The following is a 25,856-nucleotide window of genomic DNA, read 5'->3' as shown; positions in this document are numbered from 1 at the left end:
TTTCATTTAAAAGAGCGAGCTTTAGGAAAATTGTCTGAGCAATTTTTTGATAATTGACCACTGTTACATTTGGTAAATCGAGGAGTTGATCAAAATTTATCCACATAACCCACCTCCTGTTCTGTGTTACTATTATACCATGCTCACACAGAACCTAGAAGAGCCCCCAATTTATATTAACGTCAGTTCGGGATAAGGGTGGAAAGAAAAGGCGGGGGCTAGTAAGCTGAAAAATATATAAACTCAGCACCCCCAACCCATCTATGTCTAGTCGAGAAGCTCTTTTCTGTCCTGTCGACGACGGATATTGAGTTTTTTGCTAAACCCAAACGGAACCTGAAAAATCGCTTAATCCGCCTTCATGACCAGCTTTTATCCCGTAAGCGTTCTATTGTCGAGACTATTATTGACCAACTCAAGAACATCTCTGGGATTGAACATTCCCACCACCGCAGTCCTGTTAATTTTTGCGTTAATCTTCTCTGTGGTTTGATTGCTTACTGTCACCAGCCGAAAAAACCCTCCTTGAAGTTAGCTATTTTTGCCTTATATTTCGAGAATAACGGGGGTATGATCGCTAGGTTTTTCTTGTTTTCTGGGCTCTCGATCGATCAGACAATTAACGGCTTTTTCGTATAGCTGAGGAGTTAAATAAAGATGATCGATTCGCCAACCTCGGTTACGAGCAAAACCACCGCTGCGATAATCCCACCAACTATAATGTCCTGCTGCTGAGGTGAATTTTCTAAAGGCATCTTGTAAACCAATTTCTAAGACCTTTTCTAAAGCTTCTCTTTCTTTAGCTGAAGACATAATATGATTTTCTTTGCCTTTGGGATCATAAATATCTTTATCTTCTAAGGCAATATTAAAATCACCGCAGATACATAATTCCTGGGGTTGAGAATTAATAATTTTATCTAGATATTTCCTAAGAGTTTCTAACCATTTAAGCTTATAAATATATTTATCACTATCTAGGGAAGAACCATTAGGAACGTAGAGATTAATAATCCGAATATCGCCGATTACTCCAGTAATTAGCCGTTTCTGTTCGTCCAGTTCTCCTGTTAAATTTTCGCCGATAATTGGACTGAATCCCACAGTGATATCGTCCAGGGGTTTCTGGCTAAAAATCGCCACACCATTATAGGATTTTTGTCCAGAAATATAGAGATGATAACCCAAAGATTCAAAAGCTTCTCTGGGAAAATCTCGATCGATTACCTTGGTTTCTTGCAAGCATAAAACCTCAACGGGATTGAGTTGTAACCAATTAATTACCTGATCTTGTCGGCTGCGAATCGAGTTGACATTCCATGTGGCGATTTTCATAGCTAAAAACCGAGAATTTTTCTCATACTTCCTCAGCAAAACTACTGCGACGCACAAACTCAAAGGGACCGGCGATCGAACCCCAGACTAATTGATCGGTTTCGGGATCTAAACCGCGATCAACGCTAATTAATCCCTGTTCACTAATTTCAAAACTATTATCCAAATAAGTCATTTTATCTTTGCGAAAGACTAAACATTGTTTCCCCGGTTTCACCACCCCTTTAAAACTGTTACCTGTCCAAGTTACATTCATATCACAACCCGGCATCGGTTCTAATAACTCTAAGCTGAGATTTTTGAGACGCTGGGGTTCTCTAGAAGCACCAAAAAAGTTAGCTTCCTCTTTAACTTTAAAGTTTTCTAGTTCAATATGGTCATCGACTACCGATAATTTAAATACTCGTAAACGATAGGGAGTATTGAGCATAAAATCGTAGGCCTGCTCTAAAAATAAACTGGTTCCCTTCAGTAATTCATCGGGTAAAGGACGCATACACACGCGAATATGGGCAAAAAAAGGCGGATTAGCAAAAGCTTGTTCTTGATTACTAAAATCGGCCGCCATCCAGCGTGCTAGGGTTTTTATATCCGTAGAATGAGTCATAATTTTTGATATTTTAATGGCTATTAGCTATCAGCGATCAGCTAGTTAATCGCTCTGATAAATTTTCACTGATTACTGATAACTATGCCCCGACAATTTTTATTGTGCAATTACTTTAATTTCGATATCGGCACTAACTTCGGGATGGAGTTTGACTTGTACTTTATAGACTCCCAATTGACCGATATCGGGAACGGTAATACCACGGCGATCGATTTCTAATTTAGCATTTTCTAGAATAACCGTAGCCACATCTTGACTGGTGACAGTACCGAAAATCGCCTCGTTTTCACCCACCTGTTTAGGGATGGTGTAGGGACTGAGTTTTTCGATCGCAGTTTTTCTGGTTTCCGCTTCTTGTTTTTCGGCGAGGAGACGTTGACGCTCTTTTTCTTTCCTAAATTCTGCCTGTTTAATCGCGCCTTTGGTGGCTAAAACGGCCACACCTTGGGGAATAAGGTAATTGCGGGCATAACCGGGTGCCACTTCCACCACATCGCCATTTTCACCTAATTTGCTGACTTTTTGATTGAGGATAACCTGCATTCGTTTCGCCATGATCTTGACCTAAAACAATAGTTCCAAAACCTTTATCATACCATGCAATCGTCAAGTCTCGATCACAAGTTAGTTATTGCCGGCGGCGATTATTTGGGTTAATAGGGGACCGATTGCCTGAAAGGCCGAGGGTAAAACCGCTACGGTGGCGGCTGCGATAATAATTGTCGTGGCCAATCTCAGCACTTTCTCGGAGGCTTTTTCGTAGGTGTCAAATTTATAGTCGAGCTTGTCTAATCTTTGGTCTATTTCCTGAAAGCGTTGTCCCATAGCATCAAAACGTTGGTCTATTTCCTCAAAACGTAGATCTATCGCCTCAAAACGTTGATTTACTGCTGTTTGGAAGCTTTTCAGTTCGTTGAGAACATCGGTTAGGGTGGGTTCTTGAGTGGACATGGTGACACCTTGGGGAATTTGATCGCCTAGCACAATTATAACCCTAAGTCAAGCTTTTTTGATGATAATTAACGTTTTTATTGGTAATATTTTGACCTTGTTCCAGTGTTGGAGACAACCAGTATTTCTATTCTAATAAGGTCTCTTTAATTGTTGTTAAAACTTGGCTATCTTTGACCATCCAAGCATGAAGCAATACGGGAATGGAAATTTCTTTGCCCACCGATAAACGGGAACTATGGGCAGGAAATATCATTAAATCGTAGGGAGTCCAGATAATTGTGGTTTTAATTTTATTTAAAATTTGTTGACAATCTTTATTTAAATCCTCTAGAAATTGACTCCCCGGCTGCATTTGTCTAATCCCATCTAAGGGTAAACTATATGCGGTTAAAGTGCCTCGATTCGGGGCAGAAATATTTAGGTAACGTTGCACTCTTGCCACCCCTCCTAATCTTTGCAGGTAGTAGCGGGTAATTAATCCTCCCATACTAAACCCAATCAGATCTACTTTCTGCTCTTTAGCAAAGTTTTTCTCGATATAATTGTCCACCTGGCCGGCTAAAACTTCTAACTTTTCGTAACCATGATTGGGAATTAGATTAAAACTATGCACCTGCCAACCATGATGGGTTAAATACTCACTCATCGGTTTAAAAACAGCAGTAGTGTCCAGAAAACCATGCACTAAAACGACAGGATTCATAGATGAGGGTTTATCCTTTAATTTCAGATCTATTCTAACGGATGATACGGGTAATTATCGAAAAAATTTTTTAGAAATAAAAGGGCGATCGCACTAATTCAAGATGATTTAATTTTCGTTTTGGCTTGTTTTCATGTCAAACGTAATCCTCAACAATGGAAAAGACATTTTTCGCAATCGCACCCCAAACCTCTCTTAAAACAAGTTTGATCGCAATTCTCAACTCCGCTCGCACCTCAAACTCCCCACAAAGTTCGATCGTACTTCACACTCTCTTGCAAAAAATTGATAGGATGCTATAATCCAATTAAGCTGATTTATCAAAAACCTTAAATTTTAAAATAATTATGACTATTGAACAAATTGAGAATGCAATTTTAAATCTTTCTAAAACTGATTTTGCTAAGTTAAGAAATTGGTTATTAGACTTAGATTATTTGCAGTGGGATAAACAATTAGAACAAGATATTAAGGAAGGAAAATTAGATGCTTTAGCTCAAGAAGCACTGGCTGAATTTGAAGCGGGAGATTATGACAAAATTTAATGCACTATACTAACCGTAAATTTTGGTTGTTTTATAATCAGCTACCCGAAGATATACAACAGATAGCAGATATTGCTTATGAATTATTAAAAACTAATCCTAATCATCTCTCATTACATTTTAAGAAAGTTAATAAATATTGGTCTGTTAGAGTCGGAAAAGCTTATCGTGCGTTAGGAATTGAAGTTAAAAATGGGATTTTATGGTTTTGGATTGGTACTCATGATGAATATGATAGATTAATTAGTAAATAAAAGCGATCGCCCCCGCTTCTAAAAAAAAGATCGCACCACCAACTCCCTGAAAACAGCGATCGCACCCTCAAAACTCTCTTACAACAAGTTCGATCGCACTTGAGTTCGTAGTAAACCCTTTAGGGTTAAATTATGGCTAAAGTTACCGCTACAAGAAAAGACGATGCCGAAGGCACAGCTACGCTGCCCGCACCCTTAAACTCTCCAAAAAGCGATCACAACTACAAGAAAAGCTGATCGCATTCTAGCTAAAAAATGTTAAAATAAAACCTGAATATCAAAAACTATTGTGCTTAAGAATAGATAGTATGAGCAAATTAGAATCAATTCAGGCAGAAATAGAAACTCTTACCCCCGATGACTTTACCTATTTAAAAAACTGGATTAATGAGTTAGATGAGCAAAAATGGGATAAGGAAATTGAGGAAGATTCTAATGAGGGAAAACTTGACTTTCTAATTAAGGAAGCCTTATTAGAAAAGAGTAAAAATCAATTGCAGGAGTTATAAGTGCATCGAACTAATGCTAGATTTTGGAGATGTTTTAATCAGTTACCTCAACCAATTCAAATTTTAGCAAAAAAGAATTTTGAACTCTTAAAAAATAACTTAAATCATCCTTCTTTATCTTTTAAAAAAGTAGGGAAATTTTGGTCAGTTAGAGTTGGTATTAATTACCGTGCTTTAGCTTTTAAAGATGGAGAAGATTATATTTGGGTATGGATAGGAAGCCATGAAGAATATGAAAGATTATTGAAATAAAACTGATCGCCCTCGCCTCTAAAAAAAAGATCGCACCCTCAAAACTCTCTTACAACAAGTTCGATCGAACTTTTAGTTCGTAGTAAGCACGGAGAGGGCTAATCATGGCTAAAGCCATTACTACAAAAAGAAGATCGCACTTTTTCAGACAAATATTTTTAGATTGTTTAAATATTTTGTATGTTATAGTCTAGAGAAAAGAAAGATATTACACGCCCTCTCCTTTGCATCTGCCTTTCCACTCCCATACCACCATCGTATACCAAACTCAAGAGCAGGAAGATGTCCTCGTGGTGCAGTAGCACTGGAGAAAGTCAGTGAACTGAAATATAACCATTCTTTGTCTAGCCACCAGCCTTTACGCCAGCCTATTTTATCGCCAAACTTACAGAAAATATCCCAATCAAAAATACCGATTTCGCCGCCGCATTCTAACCAGATTTTTTTTTGCACGGAAAAGCCAAATTTACCGTCACTATATTTTACCCAAAGCTGGTCAATAATTTTTAATTCTTCACGAGAAAAATTTTTACAATTATCTTCTTTTAACAAACATTCTCTTAGTTCTGTCCCCATAACTTTTCTTGTTCTTAGCCCCATAATTTCATACATTACCTTAGCAGTTTCTTCATCTGCTTCTCGCCATTGTCCATTTTTTAAATATCGATCTAATTGGGTAAAATCAGCCTTAGCAGTTTTAAGTGGTATTTGTGAAACAGGCATCTTGCCTGTTGGTTGTGCTTGTGGTTGTAAAGCATTTAAAACTTGTTGTGCAGTCCATCTTTGTCTTCTATCTTTTTGCAAACAACCTTCAATAATTGGCTTAAACTCCCTCGGTAAAGTAGGGATTTGTAAATCACAATTCATCACCCTAGCCATTAATTGATTAATATCATTATCGAATTTATAGGGAAATTGATTAGTCGTCATTTCAATCAACATAATACCTAATGACCACATATCCCAACCTGCTGAAATATCACCCTTAAACGCTTCAGGAGGCATATAAATAATTGTACCGCCATTATTCACTGTTTGAGTATGACTTTTGTTATTTAAAGTTCTAATTAAGCCAAAATCTGCTAACTTATATTGTTGATTAATCTTAAGAATATTACCCGGTTTTAAATCTCGATGTACCTTATTTTGACTATGAAGATAACTTAAACCTTGTGCCACTTGAGCCGTAAGATTTTTAATCTCACCCGATGATAAACTACCTTTGGCAATGTGATTTTCGAGGCTACCTTGTGCCAATTCCATCACTAAATAAAGCATTTCAGTATTGAGAAAACGAAATTCACCTACCGAATAAGCCTTAATTAAATTAGAGTGTTCTAACTTTCTGGCATTTTGTAACTCAATTAATTTATCATCGCTACTTTCGGGAATAACTTTAATAGCAACTTCTTGAACAGACGTATTTCTTACCATTTCACTAGCATGAAACACACCCCCAAAACTACCCGCACCGAGAAATTTATTAAGACGATAAGAGCCTATTTGTTGCCCTTCTAGCATCTTCATCATTTGATCTAGCATAATACTTAAATTTGCTAATTTTTCCGTTGTGTAGAAATATGAATGGGACTTTCGGCATCGTGATGCGGAACGAAATACGGTTTTAAACCTAACTTTTTCCAATAAATCAATAATTGATCATGTTGGGTTTCGTGCCTCAACCCAATCTATAGGCGATCACACTAAGTTAAAAAACTTTGAGATTATGATGACAAATTGTATCACATCTCTAACCCTCATAAAAGATGATTGCACCCCCATTATAAGAAAATTATAAGTCAAGACTTGAGTTTTTGTCAAGCTTTTTTTTGACGGCAATCAATGGCAAGAATTTCGGGGAAGTATTTAGCCACCGATGCCTAACCGTCCCGCTAAACTAGGGCTTAAAGGAATCAGAGTCGCTAACATTAAAAAGAGTAGTAATAAACCCCAACCGGCGCGGGTGTCATCGGGTTCGGTTAACTCATTTAAACTAGGTCTTTCTAACTCTCTTTGTAAAAAAGCGACTAAAATTGTCCAATAGAGAGGAATGGGATTGCTAGAATTAACTAAGGAAATAATGCCCAAAATAACCAAAGTGGCCACAGTGGTACGGCGGGCAATTTTGCGACCATAAATAGCCTGAACAATTCTGCCACCATCTAACTGTCCGGCGGGCAGTAAATTAAGGGCAGTAATCACCAATCCTAACCAACCAATAACAGTTAAAGGATGCACGGAGATAACGGCATTTTGTAACTCGTCACCTAAAACTATCCGCGCTAAAAAACTCACTAAAATTGAACTTTGGAAAAAGGTACTAGGGATTTGAAAAAGGCTGGCAGAATTAGATAAAGTCAGTCCAACAATTAACAAGATTAAAGAAACCAAACCTCCCAAAGCAGGACCAGCAAAAGCTATATCAAATAGGACACTGCGGTTAGGTAATAAAGATTCAAAACGAGTAATCGCCCCAAAAGAACCAATCTGCCAAGTGGGAAGAAAATAGGGTAAACTGAGACGAACATTATGGCGTTTAGCGATAATTAGATGACCAATTTCGTGGGCAATTAATACCGACCATAAACCCAAACTGAGGGGAATTGCTTCTCGATATCTCTGCCAATTACTAAACAAATCAAAACCTAATAAAATTCCCGCCGCTTCTAAGCTGGTGACAATGGTAGCGACTAACAAAACTAAAGAGAGATTTTTTTGAGCAAGAGTTGCAGGACTAGGATCATTAGTTTTGGGAAGGATAATTACCACCGGTTTTTCCTCGGTTCCTTCCACCAGAAATAAACGATATTTATCACCAAAATGATTACTTAATTTCTGGGTTAAGCGCGAGTGAACTATATCCGGTTCTCCCCGTAAATTGCCTTTAAAAATTGCCCCTTCCTGAAAAGAGATAGTTTCGGTGGCAAAAAAAGTATCTATCCCAAAAATACTCTGAATAACTTTTATATCCTGTTCGGAAATTGGCATCACATCCGGCACAATTACTGTCACCGCTGCCGGGGTTTCTAGGGGAGTAACGGACTGGCTAACTGCTGGGTTAACTTTCGGTTCAATTATCTGATTGGTTTTCAGTAAGCGTAAACGGTTGCCTAAATAAATATAGATAATTGTGGAAGCAATCAGTAAAAAGAGAATTACCGCTAGATTGAGAGCAATTCCCGCCGCAAATAGCCCGAAAAAAATCAACCAAGGAGCAATTAGTACCAAGGACTGTAACCAAGGTAAAATTCCCAGTTGGCCGTAGGGTTTAGCTCGATAAAAACTCCAAGTCAAGATAGCACCAGCGACGAGGAAAATAACAGCGACCGCAGCAATTTCCGAAGAAATATTAACCATAGGAAAGTCAAAATTAACAGGTTTTTATCAATCAATTTGATTATAAGCTTGCAGGGCAGCCCGTAATTGCCCTCGATGCTTTTGTAACAATTCTTGTCCTGCCGCCGCCGAAAGTCCCGTTTTCTGCATTAACAAAGCCAGTTTAACCCGGCGGCCACTTTTTTCCAGTAAAATTGCCGCTTCCTCACGACTAATATCGCTAAGGTGGCAGATAATCCGTAGGGCGCGGTCATGGAGTTTATGATTAGTAACAGCCACATCGACCATCTGGTTGCCGTAAACCTTGCCTAACATTACCATTGTCCCTGTGGAAAGGATATTTAAAGCCATTTTCGTCACCGTTCCCGCTTTCAGACGGGTGGAGCCAGCCAAAAGTTCTGGTCCGGTCAATAAGCGGATATCCACATCCACGGCGATCTCCACTTGTTCGGCGGGGACACAACTAATGGCAATCGTCGTCGCACCTCGCTGTTTTGCCGCCTGTAAAGCCCCGTGAACGTAGGGGGTTGTCCCCCCGGCGGTAATCCCGACTACCACGTCTAATTCGTGAATTTCTCGCTGGGCAATAATCGCCGCCCCATCTTCCGCTTTATCCTCCAAATCTTCGGAACTACGCACCAGCGCTGCCGCTCCACCGGCAATAATTCCCTGTACCAATTCCGGGGGAGTGCAGAAGGTGGGGGGACATTCGGCCGCGTCCAAAACCCCCAGCCGGCCACTGGTTCCCGCCCCAATGTAAAAGAGCCTACCACCCTTAGCCAGAGCTTGACTGGTCAGGGAGATTGCTAGGGCCAATTCTTGCCGGGCTATGGCGATCGCTTTTAGGGTTTGGGCATCCTCGCGATTGAAGAGATCCACCAATTCGAGCGGGTTTAATTGGTCTAAATTTAGGCTGTTTGGGTTAATTTGTTCGGTTAACAGGTGTCCTCTGCTTTCCCACTGTTCCATAACGGTTTAATTGAGCTTTTTGTAAGATTATTTTTAGTATATAGCCAATCGGTGGGTAAAAAGCTTGACAATTGCCCCCCGAATGTTAGATGATAGTAAATTGTGTCAATTCCTGCTCGGATCAGGTGAAGACATTAGCACAAAAGCTGGAATTTTTTTCAGCTACCTGTACGGCAAAACGAGCGCAGAAAATTCATGAGTTACGCAATTATTGAGACCGGTGGCAAACAGATTCGGGTAGAACCCGGTCGCTATTACGATATCGAACTTCTTCACGTCGATGAACAAAGTACCCATACCATCGACAAAGTGCTATTAATCCATGATGAGGATGATATTAGCATCGGTCAGCCCTTTATCGAAGGGGCCAGCGTGGAAGGGACTGTCATGCAACATCGTCGGGGCAAAAAAGTTATTGTCTATAAAATGCGCCCGAAAAAGAAAACCCGTAAAAAACGCGGTCATCGTCAAGAAATTACCCGTTTTATGATTGATTCAATCAATTATAACGGTAAAACCCTAACTGCCACTGCTGCCACCTCCGTCGCTGAAGTTGTGGAAGATAGTAGCGACGAAGAAGAATAACTTTTACAATCAAAAAAGCATTTGGAGAGAAATTATGGCTCATAAGAAAGGTACGGGTAGTACCCGCAACGGACGCGATTCTCGTTCCCAGAGACTAGGCGTTAAGCGCTACGGTGGTCAAGTGGTAAAAGCGGGAAGTATTCTCATCCGTCAACGGGGTACTAAAGTTCACCCGGGTAAAAATGTTGGTCGTGGTGGCGATGATACTTTATTCGCTTTAATTGATGGTGTGGTCAAATTTGAATACAAGGATAAAAGTCGCCGTCAAGTTAGCGTTTATCCTGCTGAAGTTAGCGCCAGTTAATCCCATCAACCCTGATTAATTTTTTCCCTGTAACCTCCTAACTCATCCTAGGGGGTTTTTTCAGATAATTTATATCTGTTGACAGGGTAGATCGATCGCTCATAGATTAAAATAGTCCGAAAGTAGCTCGGAAAAGATGGACTCACCATGATTTTTAAAATTGCCGATATCTTAAAAAATTTGCCCTGGTCTTTCAATTCTACTGCCGAATTACCCTGGTTAGATCGCTCGCGAGCCGAAAAATCCCTGCAAAAAGCTCGTCAACAACGGCGAATTTCCGAACGAGAATATCAACTCCTTGACCATTGGCGAGAATTGGGTTATTGTATTGTCAAAGATTTAATTCCCGCAACTGCGATCAATAATTTAGTAGCAGAATTAGCCGATTTATTTTTCCTAGAATCGGCTATCCCTGGATTAAGAATTGAAGGCATTCAAGCAGAAAATCTACCGGCGAGTTTAAGTCACGAGCAAGTTTTAGCCCTAGATATGGAGCAAAGAAAAGCCTTAGTTAATTCTATTTGGCGACTCCATGCCTTTCATGAGATTTCCCCCGCTGCTCGAGCAATTTTTGACAATCAAAATCTGAGAGATTTAGTTAATTTAATTATCGGCAAATCCTGCGAACCGAGATATTCCATCAACTTCCTGCACGGTACAGAGCAGGGGCTGCACGAGGATATGGCAGTTTTTTATGTTCATCCTGCTAATCATTTAGTCGGTGTTTGGATTGCCTTGGAAGATATTTCCGCCGATGCTGGTCCGCTAATTTTTTATCCTAAATCTCATAAAAATATCAAAGTAACTGAATTTTTTCCAGACTATCCCGCCGTCAATCTTAAAAATATTACTGCCGCTCAAATTCCCCAATACCAAGATTATGTTAACCGGCGCGCTCAGAATTATGATTGTCAATCATTTACTGCTAAAAAAGGAGAGATTCTTCTCTGGCACGGAATGTTAATTCATGGTGGTGGGAAGATTAATAATACCCTGCTAACCCGTAAATCGATGGTAATTCATTTTATTGCCGAGGGTGGCGATTACAACGATCGGGCTTTGGGTCCTTTTAATTGGTAAGATTAATGTACCACTAATAACTCGGAAATAATCGGACTAATACTAAATCCGTTTAGTATAGGCTACTTATGAGGAGAGGCAATAGGGGTAATAGATAATCCGTCTTTAATAACTAGATTTAGTATAACATCGGATTTTAACAGGTCAAAAGTCTTATTTTCAAAGGGTTTTACCATCATTCAGCAAACCCTAAATATGACAAATGCCCCGCAACTATTCTGTTTTTTTTCCCTTGACAATACTTCTTGTATTTGTGGTACTAAGGTCGGCAAATCTTCTCGAATTGTTGCCCAAATTCTACTTAAATTAACTTGAAAATATTCGTGAGTTGCAACATTTCTCATTCCTGCCATTAAACGCCAAGGAATAAGAGGATAGCGAGACTGAATTTCCTTCGGTACATTTCTAGTTGCTTCTCCGATAATAATAAAATCATAGAGAACCGCTTTGATATTTGTTTGATTCTTGGCAAATTCCTCAAACGTCATTGCCTTTGTTCGCTGTTCAATTTCACTGATAGATTCTAAAATGTCTTGAAGGCGAAGTCGCCAATCTCTAGAAGGCATTGATCAGATCCTCAAGCACAGGTTCCCGTAAATGTTCTCTTAAGGCATCCTGAGTTCCTAAATCCACAGAGCATCCCAGAATATCTTCTAAATAATACTGTACTTGCAGAAGTTGAAAAAAACCACCTTGTCGATCGAATTCTACTAACAAATCTACATCACTATCGGCATCAGCTTCATCCCTGGCCACTGAACCAAATAAAGACAAAGATTTCACCCCTAGTTTTTGTAACTGTTCTCGGTGTGCCTCTAGAATTGCCAGCACCTCGTCCCGTTTCATTTGGTGTGTCTTTGAACCTGCCATCAATATTATAGCTTTGTCGGTGCAACCCTTAAACTGAAGCTGAAATCTTCCAAATCTACAAAACAAACTAATCACTGAAAACTCACATCTGATCACTGCTCACTGATTAAGCGGTAGCTTCTAAAAATACGCCTAAATTGCGGAATTTTTGATAACGAGATTCGCGTCGTTGTTGGGGTGTCAACAAAGATAAAGTCTCTAAATTTTCACTAATAGCGGCTTTTAAATTGGCTGCCGCTTTAATCGGATCAGCATGGGCCCCTCTGGAGGGTTCAGGAACGATCTGATCGATAATATTTAACTCTTTTAAATCTTTTGAGGTAATTTTGAGGGCAACTGCTGCTTTATCGGATTTTTTGGCATCTTTCCAGAGAATGGCGGCACAAGCTTCGGGAGTCGCCACGGTATAGACAGAATGCTCTAACATTAATAGGCGATCGCCGACACCGATCCCCAAAGCACCGCCGGAACCACCTTCGCCAATAACAGTACAAATGATCGGCACATCTAAACGGAACATCTCCCGAAGATTATAGGCGATCGCTTCTCCTTGACCTAATTTTTCCGCTTCTACCCCCGCCCAGGCGCCGGGGGTGTCAATAAAGGTTAAAATTGGCTGATTAAACTGATGAGCGTGTTCCATTAAACGCATGGCTTTACGATAACCACCGGGGGCAGCCATGCCGAAATTTCTAGCCACATTATCCTTAGTATCCCGGCCTTTTTGATGCCCGATAATCACCACGGGACGACCGTTAAAACGGGCAACACCACCCACAAGAGCGGGATCGTCGTAACCACCGCGATCCCCGTGCAACTCGAACCATTCATCGGTGATTGCCTGAATATAGTCTAGGGTGCTGGGGCGCCGGGGATGACGGGCTAATTGTAGCCGTTGGGAAGGGGTGAGATTGCTAAAAATTTCACGACGTAATTGATTAGCTCGTTCGTCTAGTTGACTAATTTGTTCCGAGACATCTACGCTATTTTCTTGGGCTAATTCTTTAATCTGTTCGATGCGGGATTCTAATTCGTAGAGGGGTTTTTCAAAATCTAGGAGAAAAATCTTTTTCTCGGTAGTCTCGTTTTTGGTCATAGGTTAGTGGCTAGAAGTTTACTGTTCGCTAAGTAGGTAGGCGTTAAAAATTATCAAATACCCCCCTTATCAATGGGGGATTAAGGGGGGATCGGCACCCCCCTTATCAAGGGAGATCCCCCCGCCTATCGGCACCCCCCTTATCAAGGGGGGCAGGGGGGATCAGAGGCAAAATCTATCTTCAATTTAATTATAACTACTTACTTAATCTTTTCTAGCTTAACGTTTTTCAGCGATCGATTATCGGCAGCTTCGGGATTACCCGGAGATAATTTCAGATTATCGATCGAATTTTGTCAATTGTTGTATAATGATAGATCGTGCCTTTTTCACCCCAAGGAGGATTAGTTATGGCAGGAAGTGAACTAAAAGCGGATCTATGGGTTAACGAATATATTACCCCCTGGGACATTTATAGTCATGGGGTTTCGCGGATTTTAGCCTACAAAAAAACCGCTTTTCAGGAGATGTATATTGTAGAGTCGGGGGCCTATGGAAAAGCCTTGGTACTGGATGGGAAATGGCAATCTTGTACGGGGGATGAATTTATTTATCATGAAGCATTAGTGCAACCGGCAATGATTGCCCACCAAGAACCAAAAACTGCTTTAATTCTGGGAGGTGGTGAAGGTGCGACAACGCGGGAGTTATTGCGTTGGAAAACAATCGAAAAAGTGATGATGATCGATATCGATGGGGATGTGGTGGCAGCCTGTAAGGAACATCTTCCCGAAATGCACCAAGGCACTTTTGATGATCCTCGTTTTGAGTTAGTTGTGGCCGATGCTTTAGAAGTTTTAGACACTACTAACGATCAATGGGATATTATTATTTCTGATCTGGTTGATCCCATCGGAGAGGGTCCTTCTTTCCCCCTATTCACGAAAGAATACTTTGAAAAACTACAAAGAGTTTTGGCCGAAAATGGCATTGTTGTTGTCCAATCTGGCCCAGTTTCTCCTCCTTCGGTGATGTATCATGCGCGTTTGGTGAATACTTTAAAAGCAGTTTTTCCCTACGTTCATTCCTATTGCGCTCCCACCCCTAGTTATGGTTCCCCTTGGGGTTTTACTCTCTGTGCTAATCATCCTTTAAATACTCGTCCCGATCCCGATGTGGTGGATGAATTAATCAGCGATACAACTACGGGAGGATTACGTTTAATTGATGGCATGACTTTACTAGGAATGTTACAAACTCCTCTCTATATTCGTCAAGCAATCGCACAAAATACGGAAGTTTATACCCTAGCAAAACCTCCGAAATTCTTCGGTCAAGGAGTTATCAGTAATCAGTAATCATCAGTTATCAGTTATCAGTTATCAGTCAATAAGAGTTATGATTAGAAATCGATCGAGTCTTCATGATTAAGAATTGTTTGCAGAATTTCTATAGGAACAGTAGCAAAGTATTGCTGGAGAAAGTTTTCTAAGGCCACCGCTTCCAGAAATTGCTCAATCTTATTAATTTTTGCCTCATGATTGACTAATTCAAAGGATAAATTTTCTTGATTTTTCTTGACTTTAAAGCCATTTTCTGCTAGGGAAACTAATCCTAATTCTAGGGTATGATAACTGAGGTTTAAGCGGTTTTGTAATTGTTGACGGGAAATACTGGTTTTAGTTCTAGCTAAATATTTCCCAATCCCCACAAGGTTTATCCATCTGGTGTGAGCGGATTTTTTTAAAGGACTAGCATAGGCAAGAACTAACTTTTTATCGCGTAAAATTGCCTGTTGATATTCCCTAGAAAGTTTTGTCCAATCCCGGGGACATTCCCGGAGAAAAAGGGGATTTAATTGGTTAACTTCTTGATTAATTTCTCGATTACGATTGTCGATTAAAAAATCTTTTTTATTGCCATAGCTTAGGAATTCTTGTTGATAGGGTTGCAGAGCAATTAATCGCACTTCATAGCGATTTTTGGAGGTATTAAAATCTAATTCAACTACGGCATCATAATGGGTATCGGCAGCAATTTCGTCTCTCTGATGACCCCACCACATACCGGGGAATCCCTGCTCGATTGAACTATCCCAGAGATCAAAAGTTGTCCGGGGATAAGCGATTTTTTTGCCTTTGAAATCCTCAAGATTTTTATGCCAAAGATTGTGAAAATAACAATTTTGAATTAATAGCTTCGGTGTCGGATTACCCATCCCGCAGGGTTCCAGTAATTTTAATTCTCGAAATAGACTTTTTCCCAATTGGGAAACCGTCACCACTGCATCCACTTCTATCTGAGAAGAAAGGGAAGTTAAATCAATTCCTGTGCGTCGCAACTGTTGATTAATTCCCTCAATAAATAGGGGTAAATTTTCTATGGTTAAACTTAAACCAGCGGCCAAAGGATGACCACCAAAACGATGTAAAAGATGGGATTGAGAGGATACTAATTGATAGAGATCGATCTCGCGAATTGACCGAGCGGAACCCTTAGCAAAAGGTGGTTCACTGGTACTTAATAAAATTGTTGGTCGCTGGTATTCTTGGGCAATTTGTCCCGCAACTAATCCTAAAATTCCCGCCAGCCATTGGGGATCATCTAAAATAATTACATTAGTGGTGGAAAGATCAATTCTCTCTAGTTTTTTCTGAACTTGTTTAATAATATCCCGTTGGATTTCTTGGCGACGAATATTGGCTAATTCCGCTTGTTCAGCTAATTCTTGACAACGCTTTTCATCTTCACTGGTGAGTAATTCCACACAAAATCTAGCATCGCCATAAATGCGACTGACGGCATTAATTCGCGGTCCAATACCGAAGGATATATCCATCGGTCTATCTCCGGTTTTGTTACATAAATCGAGTAATTTTTTAACTCCTAAACGCTGAGTATTTTGGAGCTTTTGCATACCTTTTTGGGCTAAATAACGACATTCTCCCGTCAATTTGACTAAATCGGCAATTAAACCAATCGCAACTAAATCAAGTAAATTTTCTAGGGGTTTTCTGGGAATATCTGCTAGGGTTAAATACATCGCTTCCACTAATTTATAAGCAACAGCAACCCCAGAAAGATGATAGAAAGGATGGGTTTCAACAAAGTAGCGGGGATTAATCAGGGCAATCACCTCGGGGCGCTCGTCGGGTAGGGTATGATGATCGGTGATGATAATATCGATGCCTAAACCGTTTGCATAGTCAATTTCAGCGATATTCGTGCTTCCCGTGTCACAGGTGACGATTAAACTGGTTCCTTGATGCGCTAGTTTCTCGATACCTGGACAATTGAGGCCGTGGGATTCTTTTTGGCGATCGGGTATGTAATAATCTAACTGTTGATAGGGTGGAAAAAACTGCCCCAATCCTTCCCAGAGGACACTGGTAGCGGTGACACCATCGGCATCGAAATCACCCCAAATAGTCACTTTTTCGCCTTTATTTAGGGCTTTTTCCAGTCTTTTGACGGCAAAGTTCATTTCTTGCCCAAAATCAAAGGGAGTTTTTGACTGATAAGCTTTCTCATCCAGAAACGTCCGCAGAGTCGCCCCATCCCGGACACCGCGATGCCATAATATTTGTGCCACGACGCTGCCATCCGACTCTGGGGTGTAGTCTTGGACTATTTTTAAAAACTCTTGGGGAAGAGTTACCGATGGGGGAATTTGCCAGTTAGACACGGGATATCAAGGAAAAAGTAAAAAGGGAAAAAGGTGGCAGTTTTTGTGATTTTCCCTATCTCCATTTAGGGCTTGCTGAACAAATGTGAAATGTAGGCAAGGTAAGGGTTTTGTGGCTTTTCTCGCGAAACAGGTGCAAGATTTTGAGAGAATCGTGCTTCAAAACCTTGCGTCTTCATCAGCCCGCGTCCTGTAGGGGCGAAGCATTCGGACAATAACCTATCGGTGAAACCGTAGATTTTCTATCCGAATGCTTCGCCCGTACTTTTTCAGCAAACCCCATTTAGCCACCACTAACGGGGGGAATTAGAACTATCTCATCGCCATTTTCGAGGACTTTCTCTCCCGAAACAAACTGAAGATTAACTCCAAAACGAGTAACATCGCGCCATCTTTCTAATTGAGGATAGGGGGCTATAATATAGTTTAACACTTCTGTAAGGGAAGTGTGGGCAGGAAATTCGAGGTTTAATTGTGAAGTTTGATAGACTTCTTGATAAATAGCAAATAGTTTTACTGTTACCGTAATTTTTTCCATATTTACATCAATATTTTTCCTAGGATAATAACATCAATTGGGAACCCTGTTCGGTTTTGCGGACTTCGATGCGATGTTGAAAAGCTTCTTTAAATTGGGGCATATGAGTTACAGTCAAAATACAGGCAAAATCGGCGGATATAGCGTTAATTGCCGCAATTAAGCGATCGCATCCTTCCGCATCCTGAGTTCCGAATCCTTCGTCAACAATGAGCATTTGTAGAGCTGTTCCGGCTCTTTGTGCCAATAATCTCGCTAAAGCTAATCGAATCGAGAAATTAATCCGAAAAGCTTCCCCTCCTGAATAGGTTTCGTAGGGACGGGATCCCCGGGTATCACCAATAATAATGTCTAAAGTATCGATTAACTTTTCTCGCTGTTTCTTCGTACCTTTACCGCTTTTTTGGGTTAAAAACTGCACATGAAATTGATTACCAGTTAAGCGAGCTAAGATATGATTAGTTTGTGCTTCTAACTCTGGTAAAACATTCTCAATCATCAGAGTTTGTAAACCATTTTTGCCGAAAGCTAGGGCTAACTCTTTATGAACTCTATATTGTTTTTTAACTTTAGCTAAATCGCTCTCTTTTTCTGTCAGTTGTTTACCTAAAGTTTCCAGTTGATGTAACTTCTCCTCAACCCGACCTTTTTGGGAGAGCAATCCATCAATTATCTGTCTCCGCTGTTGAATATTAGTCGATAATGCGGCTATTTCTTGGCGATAGTCGGTCAAAGTACCAATCTTTTGAATAATATTTGCTAACTCCTGATTTATCTTTTGGTGATCCTCATTTCGCAGCTGTAATCTTTGCTCAATGTCAGCGATTTTAGCGGCTATTTCTGGATAAATTTTTTCCGCTTGTTGCCAGTCTTGATACTGTAATCTTACCCCCTGTAATTGTCGGATCAGATTTTGAATATTCTGATGTTCACTGCGATCATAATTTAAGTTTTGAATAAGCTTTTCTAAGCGTTCAATTTCCTGTTTAAGTGGGGAATTTTGACCTAGTTCTTGCTTCTCTTGTTCTAGTCTAGCTAATTGGTTAATTAAATTAGGTTTCTCAGCCTTGATATTAGCTAAACGACGGTTTGCTTGCTTAAGTTCTGATTCTTGAATTTCTGCCCAACGCCATCTTTTTTCTTCTCCTCTGACTAAAGCATGACTTTGTTCATCATAATTTAATAAGGCGATTTCTTGATTGACAATTTGCAATTCTTGCTGTAATTCTAGGGCATAATTGCCACTGCGTAAAAGTGCTTCTAACTCCACAAGTATCTCCTCGGTTTTCTCTAGTTCTATTTCCTTTTCTTCAATAGTTTCTAACTTGACTTCCAACTGCACATATTTTTGTTGTAGATTCGATCTTACTGGCAATTCTTGTTTAATTTGGGCTAATTCCTCGCGTAAACGTTTTAAATCTCGATCGCAGTCTGCCATCTGTTCCTGTAGGGACCAAATTTGCTCTTGAATTTGTTCTTGATGTTGATGGGTTTTTCTGATTACCTGATGACGGTGATGACTGTCTAAATTCTGTTCACACAGAGGACAAACCGAATCAGGAATATTTAATTTTTCCAATTTATCAGTTAACTCTAAAAGTTGTTCTTCATATCTTTTCTGTTGCTCCAATAAACTTTTTTTATCCACTTGTTTAACCGTTTCTTTTTCTTCCACTCGTTCACAATAGGTTTGTTTTTTATCTAGTTCCTTAATTCGCTTGGCTAAATTGAGAGCTTCCTCTCTTAGCAGCGGAATACGAGCGATTTCTGTCTCTAATTGTTGCCGATTTCTTTGCAGTTGTTCCCGACGAGCATTAATCCTGGCTTTTTCCCGTTCCAACTGCATATTTAGATCAGCTTTTCGGCTATTTAAAGGAGCATATTTTAAAGCTAATCTATCCAATTCCTGAAGACGTTGACGATGATAATTTAATTTCTCTAATCCTGCTTGAATATCCCCCGCTTGCTCGATAATTTTTTGAGTTTCTTGTTCCTGTCTTCGCAATTCTTCTAAACGAGCGCTCGTTTGTTGGATGGGAAGAGTAAATTCGTTAATTTTTTGCTGTAATTTCTGTTCTAATTGTTGTTTATCATACTGGGCCTGTTGCCAAGCTTGCAATTGACTTGACAAACTTGCCTCTTTCTGGTCTAAATTGATTAGGCGCTCGTGTGCAGTAATAATGTCATTTTTGCGATGAAGAATAGTCCTTATTTGATTTAATTGATTGTCTAGACTAACTTTTTCCCGGTCTAATCTCTCGATTTCTGCTAATAAAGCTCGCTCCTGTTCTCGTTGCCACTGCAGCTGTTTTTCCCAATTCTGACGCTGATTTTCTTCCCCCTGTAGTTGCTGTAAACGCCGATTATTTACCTCTTGTTCTTGATTAATTTGGTTAATTTGGGTGCTTAACTCTTGCAGGTGTTCCTGATAAGAATTTTTCTCCTGAAGACGGAGTTTGATAGTTTCTACTTGCTGCTCGATCTGGAGGGATTGTCCATCAAATTGTTTCGATATATCCTTGGCTTTATTCGCTAAAATTTCATAGCGATCGAGTTGTAATAATTCTGCTAAAATCTGTTTACGACCACTAGGAGGCTGTTTCATAAACTCGTCCGCTTGTCCCTGTCGTAAATAAGCAGAATTAATGAAAGTTTTATGGTCTATTTTTAGATAAGTATTAATCTGTGCTTGGGTATCTTTAATACTTTTACCCGATAAAGGACGAAAACTTTGATCATTAATCACCTGAAAATCTAAACTAGAAGCTTTTCCCCCCCGGTGACGACTACGGATAATTTTATAGATTTCTCCCCCATAACTAAACTCGAAATCTACCCGCGCATAATCGCTGCCCGCATGAATCACATCATCAGCAATCGAGACGCGACTTTCCCCCCAAATTACCCAAGTAATTGCTTCGAGTAAAGAGGATTTTCCCGCACCATTGGCACCACAAATACAGGCAGTATGTAATCCGCGAAAATCTAGCACTGCCTCGCGATAACTGAGAAAATTTTTTAGGGTTAATTGTAGGGGAATCATAAGCTGGGAAGTGGGGAAGTGGGGAAGTGGGGAAGTGGGGAGATGGGGAGAAAGGAGAGGGGAGAATGCAGTACAGATTAGAAATTAATCAGAGGACAAAAAACCGAGGACAAGATAGCTTCAGCGCAATACATCTGGGTGAATCTATTCGGTATCAATAACTCTCTCCTACAATAACCTCTAATCAAAGCTTAACTGAAATCCAGCCGGGGGCAAATGCGCTTTTTTCTGTTCCTCAGAATTCTCCTCACCATTATCACAACCTAGGCACTGTTCACAGATAAACGCTCAGGGTCCCTCGATTTGCTACTCTAAAGGAAAGATAACCGATTCTTAAGACCAAATCTATGAGCATTCCCGAAATTAGCGTCCATGAACTCGCTCTCCGTTTAGCCGATCATGATCCTAATTTACAACTTATTGATGTGCGCGAACCGGAGGAAGTTGCGATCGCATTTGTAGCCAGTTTTACCATTTTACCCTTGAGTCAATACCAAGAATGGTCGCCCACTATTGCCACCCAATTCAACCCCCAAGCGGAAACCCTCGTTATCTGTCACCATGGCATGAGATCCCTGCAAATGTGCCAATGGCTACAAAGTCAGGGTTTTACTAATGTTAAGAATATTAACGGTGGCATCGATGCTTATTCCCTCCTCGTCGATCCTAATATTCCCCGTTACTAATTTTTATAGCCCCCATCGGGAAAAGAGAGGGGTAAACTATCCCCTTTCTCCCCACGGAGGACTGACTAATGACTACTGATAACTGATAACTGATAACTGAATAAGCGTTATACTGTCTAGAAAAATGTTATAAATCTTTTGTTAAGATTATCCCCCTATGTCCGCTAGAACCCATCTCAGCGATCGCTATCAACATATCTTAAAGGCGACAATCCAACATTATATCGCCACAGCCGAACCGGTTGGCTCGAAAACTCTGCTAGAGGAGTACAAATTTACTGTTAGTTCCGCCACGATTCGCAATGCTCTCGGTAAACTAGAAAAAGAAGGTTTACTCTATCAACCCCACACTTCCTCCGGACGCATTCCCTCCGATTGGGGTTATCGTCTCTACGTCGATGAGTTAATGACTCCCGATGACCGTATCGGCGAAAAAATCGGCTATTATCTGCATCAAAACGCTAAATCTCCCGCTTGGAGTCTCGAAAGTCTGCTGCAACGGGCCACCCAATTTTTAGCCGGTTTAAGCGGTTATATCGCTATCGTTACCCTTCCCCACACCCTCACTAATACCCTGCGTCATCTGCAATTAATCCCTGTCTCGAACCGGCAGATCATGTTAATTATTGTTACAGATAGTTTACAAACACGCTCGGTTATGATAGAGATTCCTGAGTCTATGGCAACGGACAAGGAGGATGGATTAGCAGAAGAATTACAAATCCTCTCTAATTTTCTCGGGGAAAAATTAAAAGGTTATTGCTTGGCAGATTTAATTAACCTCGATTGGCAGCAAATCGAGCGAGAATTTACCCGTTATACTCATTTTCTCCAACAATTAAGCCAAGAAATCAGCGCTAGTCTCCAATCCACTGCCATCCCAGAGATTATCGTCCATGGTGTCGCTGAAGTCATTCGACAGCCAGAATTCGCCCAATGGCAACAAGTACAAATGTTACTGCATCTATTGGAAGCAGAACAGGATCGCCTTTTACCCCTGATTTTACAAAGACCAGAACTAGAAAAATCAGCTAAAAAAGTCAAAATCACCATTGGTTCCGAAAATCCTCTGGAATCCATGCGCCCTTGTACTCTTATCTCCGCTTTTTATAAACAGGGAGATACTCCCGTCGGTAGTGTCGGCATTATCGGACCGACGCGAATGTTATACGAAAATACTATTCCCCTAGTGGAATCCACCGCTAACTATCTCAGCGAGGCTATAAGTAAGTAGATATCCCCCGCAAAGGTTCGGGAATGGGACAATCGACAGTAAACTCTAAAATTGTCTCACCATCCCCCAAATAGCCAGAATTGGCAAAACAGAGCAACATCCGCACCAGCGCCACCCACACCTCCGCATCGAACTCCCAATCCTGTCCCCGACGCGCTCCACAGGCGATCGATTTTAGCGCCCAAAAATAACTATTTCTCACCACCGAACCGCCTTTTTTATAAACTGGCACATCCTCATGGTGAATATAAAGAATATCATCTTTAGCGATCGCTCTCATCGGTGGCTAGGAAAGTTATAGGAATTTTCAGCTTACCGTCTAGAGAATAACACCCTATGTTAAATTTTGGGCGCATCCCCTGCACCCCTGCCATTTTTAATAACTTCTGTTGATCACCACAAATAGGAAATGCCGCCTTTCTAGTGGAGGCACAAAAAGCTATAATTCTACCTTAAACCCTCGTTTTTTATCCCTAGAGCGATCGAGTTTTCCTGATTATTATTCAGCTATGACCACCGATACTATCACCACTCCCTCACCCAAAAAACTCTGGTTAGCAGCCCTTAAACCACCAATGTATAGTGTGGCGATTATACCGATTATTCTGGGAACAGCGATCGCTTATCAGGAAACAGGTGGATTTTCTCTGCCGATTTTTGCCACTTTTATCCTCTCAGCTATTTTAATTCTCGCTTGGTTAAATCTCAGTAATGATGTTTTTGATGCCGATACTGGGATCGATGTTAATAAAGCTCATTCGATCGTTAATTTAACTGGCAATAAATCTTTAATTTTCTGGCTCAGTAATCTTTTTCTATTAGTGGGTATTGCTGGTATTTTTGCTATTAGTTATTGGCGAGGTGATTGGACTATCCTAGAATTAATCGCCCTCTGCTGTTTTTTGGGCTATACCTATCAAGGGCCTCCCTTCCGTCTCGGTTATCAAGGATTAGGTGAAATTATCTGTTTCTTTACTTTTGGACCCTTGGCGATTGCTGCTGCCTACTATTCCCAAGTGGGTGCTTTTTCTGTCTCTAGTCTAGCGGCTTCAATTATTATCGGGATTACCACTTCTATCATCCTTTTTTGTTCCCATTTCCATCAAGTTGCCGATGATCTCAAAGCGGGTAAAAAATCACCTATTGCTCGTTTAGGTACTTTAAAAGGTTCTAGAGTTTTAACCGTAGTGACGGTTCTCGTTTACGTTTTAACGGTAGTTTTTGTCCTGCTGCAGGTTTATCCCCCTCTCACCCTCTTAATCTTCCTTAGTCTCCCTTTCGCTTGGCAATTAGTCCACCACGTTAACCAAAATCACGATCAACCTCAGCTAGTCAGTAACTGCAAGTTTATAGCGGTTAATCTTCACTTTTTTAGTGGCATTCTCTTCTCCCTTGGCTATTTCCTTGCTTCCCGTTGATCAACCCGATTTTTTTTCTTAAACCCCTTTATCAGTTATCAGTTATCAGTTATCAGTTATCAGTTATCAGTTATTAGTTTTGAGTTTTAAGTTCAGTGATCACTGTTTACTGATCACTGAAAACACTTCCTCATTCATAATTCATAATTCATAATTCATCGCCACAAATCAAGGTTAGCATGAGTGAACAGCCCCTCGGATCGGTTATTCAAGGTTCCCTGAGTGAAGGTTTAGAAATCCGTCTTTATCCGGATATTTCGGTAGAAGATATGCGCGTCGGTAAATTTTTAGTGGTGCAAGGCACTCGCTCGCGTTTTTTCTGTCTCCTCACCGATGTCTCCCTGGGTAACTCTAGTCCCCGAATTATCGCGAATCCTCCCCATCCCGATGATAGTTTTATGCGCGATGTTTTAGCGGGTAGCGGTACTTATGGTACTATTGAACTATCGCCTATGCTTATGTTTACACCGACTGGAGGTAATTCCCCGGCAGTTTCCGACACTTCCTTAGGCTCTTTTCAACCCCAAACTAGCGCCGATTTAGAATTACTGCCAGTTAAAACTATTCCCGCGCATTTTAGCCAAGTTTATGAAGCTTGTGAGCAGGATTTTCGCATGGTTTTCGGTTGGGAAGATGATCCCACCAGAAAGAATTTTGCTATTGGTCAACCCCTTGACATGGACGTGCCAATATGTATTAATCTTGATCGCTTTGTGGAACGTAGTAACGGCGTTTTTGGCAAATCCGGGACGGGAAAATCCTTTTTAACCAGATTACTAATTTCGGGTATTATTCGCAAACAAGCAGGGGTTAACCTCATGTTTGATATGCACTCGGAATACGGTTGGGAAGCGATGAAAGAAGGGAAGGAGGTTTCTACGGTGAAAGGATTATGTCAATTATTTCCCGGACAGGTAGAAATTTATACCCTCGATCCCGATTCTACCAAACGCCGGGGAGTACGAGGGGCGCAGGAATTATTCTTAAGTTATAATCAGATTGAAATCGAGGATATTCGTTTAATCGGTCGGGAATTAGGCATCTCGGAAGCTAGTTTAGATAATGCCAATATTCTCTATAACGAGTATGGAGAATCTTGGATTACTCAGTTATTGAATATGAGTAACGAGGATATTAAAATCTTCTGTACAGAAAAACAGGGCCATGCAGGATCAATTATGTCCCTCCAGAGAAAATTAATGCGTCTAGATAGTTTGAAATATTTAAGAAGTTCTTGTCCCCACAATTATATCGATCAGGTTTTACAAGCTTTAGATGCAGGTAAGCACGTTGTTATTGAATTTGGCTCCCAAAGTAATATGCTTTCCTATATGTTAGCCACCAATATGATCACCCGTCGGATTCATGCTAATTATGTTAAAAAAGCTGAATATTTTTTACAAACTAAAAACCCCGTTGATCGGCCACAACAGTTAGTGATTACCATTGAAGAAGCTCATCGATTTCTTGATTCTGCTGTGGTACATCAAACTATCTTTGGAACCATCGCCAGGGAGATGCGAAAATACTTTGTTACTCTCTTAATTGTCGATCAAAGACCTTCAGGAATTGATAACGAAGTTATGTCTCAGGTAGGGACGAGAATCACCTGTTTATTAAACGATGAAAAGGACATCGAAGCCATATTTACTGGGGTTTCTGGAGGGGGAAGTTTGCGATCAGTTTTAGCGAAATTAGACTCAAAACAACAAGCTTTAGTTTTAGGTCATGCGGTCCCTATGCCGGTAGTAATTCGTACTCGCGCCTACGATCAAAAATTCTATACTGAAATAGGTGCGACCGACTGGCGAGAATTACCCGATGAGGAAGTTTTAGCGGCGGCCAAAATTGCCAAAGCCGATCTAGGATTTTAGAAAAATTAACTTTTGATTGTAGAATAGAGTTGGGTT

General features: G+C 40.5%; 27 protein-coding genes and 1 pseudogene. 13 read left to right on the top strand and 15 right to left on the bottom strand.

What is annotated here, in order from left to right; genetic code table 11:
- Positions 1-315: 315 nt before the first annotated feature.
- Positions 316-528 (top strand): annotated as a pseudogene (locus IM507_RS23485) (transposase); the annotation flags it as partial.
- Positions 529-546: 18 nt separating this feature from the next.
- On the opposite strand, the gene xth reads toward IM507_RS23485, so the two are convergent.
- The 5 genes from xth to IM507_RS09025 form a co-directional block, all read right to left on the bottom strand.
- Positions 547-1,335: an exodeoxyribonuclease III gene (gene xth / locus IM507_RS09045; protein ID WP_002735626.1), complete on the bottom strand. Its 789-nt coding sequence runs from the start codon at positions 1,333-1,335 to the stop codon at positions 547-549.
- 22 nt (positions 1,336-1,357) lie between these two features.
- Positions 1,358-1,942: a chromophore lyase CpcT/CpeT gene (locus IM507_RS09040; protein ID WP_002737599.1), complete on the bottom strand. Its 585-nt coding sequence runs from the start codon at positions 1,940-1,942 to the stop codon at positions 1,358-1,360.
- Between the two features lie 99 nt (positions 1,943-2,041).
- On the bottom strand, positions 2,042-2,500 hold the full coding sequence (gene rplI / locus IM507_RS09035) for a 50S ribosomal protein L9 (protein WP_002737358.1): 459 nt from the start codon (positions 2,498-2,500) through the stop codon (positions 2,042-2,044).
- A gap of 69 nt (positions 2,501-2,569) precedes the next feature.
- A complete protein-coding gene (locus IM507_RS09030; RefSeq protein WP_103112024.1) occupies positions 2,570-2,929 on the bottom strand; it encodes a ssr2422 family thylakoid membrane protein in 360 nt (119 codons plus the stop codon).
- Between the two features lie 94 nt (positions 2,930-3,023).
- Positions 3,024-3,602, bottom strand: a complete 579-nt coding sequence (locus tag IM507_RS09025) for a lipase family alpha/beta hydrolase (protein ID WP_123230554.1) — start codon at positions 3,600-3,602, stop codon at positions 3,024-3,026.
- A gap of 347 nt (positions 3,603-3,949) precedes the next feature.
- On the opposite strand from IM507_RS09025, the gene IM507_RS09020 reads away from it, so the two are divergent.
- From IM507_RS09020 to IM507_RS09005, 4 genes are all read left to right on the top strand, one after another.
- On the top strand, positions 3,950-4,147 hold the full coding sequence (locus IM507_RS09020) for a hypothetical protein (protein ID WP_002736352.1): 198 nt from the start codon (positions 3,950-3,952) through the stop codon (positions 4,145-4,147).
- Positions 4,147-4,401 carry a ParE family toxin-like protein gene (locus tag IM507_RS09015; protein ID WP_069475686.1) on the top strand — a complete coding sequence of 85 codons (255 nt, stop codon included), beginning with the start codon at positions 4,147-4,149 and terminating at the stop codon, positions 4,399-4,401. The genes IM507_RS09020 and IM507_RS09015 overlap by 1 nt, the downstream gene beginning before the upstream one ends.
- Before the next feature lie 308 nt (positions 4,402-4,709).
- The gene (locus IM507_RS09010) at positions 4,710-4,910 is read left to right on the top strand and encodes a hypothetical protein (RefSeq protein WP_002736204.1); all 201 of its coding nucleotides are present in this window, start codon (positions 4,710-4,712) and stop codon (positions 4,908-4,910) included.
- Positions 4,911-5,162, top strand: coding sequence for a ParE family toxin-like protein (locus tag IM507_RS09005; RefSeq protein ID WP_002736627.1), 252 nt, complete (start codon positions 4,911-4,913; stop codon positions 5,160-5,162).
- A 183-nt stretch (positions 5,163-5,345) separates the two neighbouring features.
- Here IM507_RS09005 and IM507_RS09000 read toward each other — a convergent pair whose 3' ends face one another.
- From IM507_RS09000 to murQ, 3 genes are all read right to left on the bottom strand, one after another.
- Positions 5,346-6,704 carry a protein kinase domain-containing protein gene (locus IM507_RS09000; protein WP_287636911.1) on the bottom strand — a complete coding sequence of 453 codons (1,359 nt, stop codon included), beginning with the start codon at positions 6,702-6,704 and terminating at the stop codon, positions 5,346-5,348.
- A gap of 324 nt (positions 6,705-7,028) precedes the next feature.
- Positions 7,029-8,519 (bottom strand): site-2 protease family protein, encoded by a 1,491-nt coding sequence (locus IM507_RS08995; protein WP_002735685.1) that lies wholly within the window; start codon positions 8,517-8,519, stop codon positions 7,029-7,031.
- Positions 8,520-8,546: 27 nt separating this feature from the next.
- Positions 8,547-9,467: an N-acetylmuramic acid 6-phosphate etherase gene (gene murQ, locus IM507_RS08990; RefSeq protein ID WP_002736540.1), complete on the bottom strand. Its 921-nt coding sequence runs from the start codon at positions 9,465-9,467 to the stop codon at positions 8,547-8,549.
- 195 nt (positions 9,468-9,662) lie between these two features.
- On the opposite strand from murQ, the gene rplU reads away from it, so the two are divergent.
- From rplU to IM507_RS08975, 3 genes are all read left to right on the top strand, one after another.
- Positions 9,663-10,052, top strand: coding sequence for a 50S ribosomal protein L21 (gene rplU / locus IM507_RS08985; protein ID WP_002750362.1), 390 nt, complete (start codon positions 9,663-9,665; stop codon positions 10,050-10,052).
- Between the two features lie 34 nt (positions 10,053-10,086).
- Positions 10,087-10,356 carry a 50S ribosomal protein L27 gene (gene rpmA / locus IM507_RS08980; protein ID WP_002738127.1) on the top strand — a complete coding sequence of 90 codons (270 nt, stop codon included), beginning with the start codon at positions 10,087-10,089 and terminating at the stop codon, positions 10,354-10,356.
- A gap of 147 nt (positions 10,357-10,503) precedes the next feature.
- A complete protein-coding gene (locus IM507_RS08975; protein ID WP_002735649.1) occupies positions 10,504-11,436 on the top strand; it encodes a phytanoyl-CoA dioxygenase family protein in 933 nt (310 codons plus the stop codon).
- Between the two features lie 179 nt (positions 11,437-11,615).
- Here IM507_RS08975 and IM507_RS08970 read toward each other — a convergent pair whose 3' ends face one another.
- The 3 genes from IM507_RS08970 to accA form a co-directional block, all read right to left on the bottom strand.
- A complete protein-coding gene (locus IM507_RS08970; protein ID WP_002735935.1) occupies positions 11,616-12,002 on the bottom strand; it encodes a HepT-like ribonuclease domain-containing protein in 387 nt (128 codons plus the stop codon).
- Positions 11,992-12,282: a nucleotidyltransferase family protein gene (locus tag IM507_RS08965; RefSeq protein ID WP_002736589.1), complete on the bottom strand. Its 291-nt coding sequence runs from the start codon at positions 12,280-12,282 to the stop codon at positions 11,992-11,994. The genes IM507_RS08970 and IM507_RS08965 overlap by 11 nt, the downstream gene beginning before the upstream one ends.
- Positions 12,283-12,412: 130 nt before the next feature.
- Positions 12,413-13,402, bottom strand: a complete 990-nt coding sequence (gene accA, locus IM507_RS08960) for an acetyl-CoA carboxylase carboxyl transferase subunit alpha (RefSeq protein ID WP_002737858.1) — start codon at positions 13,400-13,402, stop codon at positions 12,413-12,415.
- A 350-nt stretch (positions 13,403-13,752) separates the two neighbouring features.
- On the opposite strand from accA, the gene IM507_RS08955 reads away from it, so the two are divergent.
- Positions 13,753-14,700, top strand: a complete 948-nt coding sequence (locus IM507_RS08955) for a fused MFS/spermidine synthase (RefSeq protein WP_002736180.1) — start codon at positions 13,753-13,755, stop codon at positions 14,698-14,700.
- 44 nt (positions 14,701-14,744) lie between these two features.
- Here IM507_RS08955 and recJ read toward each other — a convergent pair whose 3' ends face one another.
- The 3 genes from recJ to sbcC form a co-directional block, all read right to left on the bottom strand.
- Positions 14,745-17,027 carry a single-stranded-DNA-specific exonuclease RecJ gene (gene recJ / locus IM507_RS08950; RefSeq protein ID WP_190537700.1) on the bottom strand — a complete coding sequence of 761 codons (2,283 nt, stop codon included), beginning with the start codon at positions 17,025-17,027 and terminating at the stop codon, positions 14,745-14,747.
- Between the two features lie 283 nt (positions 17,028-17,310).
- Positions 17,311-17,565, bottom strand: a complete 255-nt coding sequence (locus IM507_RS08945) for a MoaD/ThiS family protein (RefSeq protein WP_002737297.1) — start codon at positions 17,563-17,565, stop codon at positions 17,311-17,313.
- A gap of 19 nt (positions 17,566-17,584) precedes the next feature.
- Positions 17,585-20,608, bottom strand: coding sequence for an exonuclease subunit SbcC (gene sbcC, locus IM507_RS08940; protein WP_002737456.1), 3,024 nt, complete (start codon positions 20,606-20,608; stop codon positions 17,585-17,587).
- Positions 20,609-20,955: 347 nt separating this feature from the next.
- On the opposite strand from sbcC, the gene IM507_RS08935 reads away from it, so the two are divergent.
- Entirely contained in the window at positions 20,956-21,294 is a 339-nt protein-coding gene (locus IM507_RS08935; RefSeq protein WP_002738038.1) for a rhodanese-like domain-containing protein, read from the top strand.
- 157 nt (positions 21,295-21,451) lie between these two features.
- The gene (gene hrcA, locus IM507_RS08930; RefSeq protein ID WP_002738212.1) at positions 21,452-22,528 is read left to right on the top strand and encodes a heat-inducible transcriptional repressor HrcA; all 1,077 of its coding nucleotides are present in this window, start codon (positions 21,452-21,454) and stop codon (positions 22,526-22,528) included.
- Here hrcA and IM507_RS08925 read toward each other — a convergent pair.
- Positions 22,515-22,808 carry a hypothetical protein gene (locus tag IM507_RS08925; RefSeq protein ID WP_002760270.1) on the bottom strand — a complete coding sequence of 98 codons (294 nt, stop codon included), beginning with the start codon at positions 22,806-22,808 and terminating at the stop codon, positions 22,515-22,517. The two genes, hrcA and IM507_RS08925, sit on opposite strands and share 14 nt — an antisense overlap.
- Positions 22,809-23,037: 229 nt before the next feature.
- Here IM507_RS08925 and menA point away from each other — a divergent pair, with 229 nt between their 5' ends.
- Both menA and IM507_RS08915 read left to right on the top strand, forming a co-directional pair.
- Positions 23,038-23,946 carry a 2-carboxy-1,4-naphthoquinone phytyltransferase gene (gene menA / locus IM507_RS08920; protein ID WP_002736788.1) on the top strand — a complete coding sequence of 303 codons (909 nt, stop codon included), beginning with the start codon at positions 23,038-23,040 and terminating at the stop codon, positions 23,944-23,946.
- A gap of 179 nt (positions 23,947-24,125) precedes the next feature.
- Positions 24,126-25,820 carry a helicase HerA domain-containing protein gene (locus tag IM507_RS08915; protein WP_002737662.1) on the top strand — a complete coding sequence of 565 codons (1,695 nt, stop codon included), beginning with the start codon at positions 24,126-24,128 and terminating at the stop codon, positions 25,818-25,820.
- Positions 25,821-25,856: the final 36 nt, after the last annotated feature.

It is taken from the genome of Microcystis sp. M20BS1 (genome assembly GCF_020245305.1).
Taxonomy (GTDB): Bacteria; Cyanobacteriota; Cyanobacteriia; order Cyanobacteriales; family Microcystaceae; genus Microcystis; species Microcystis ichthyoblabe_A.
Note: the sequence above shows the minus strand (reverse complement) of the source record. Positions and strands in the feature narration are given on the sequence as shown.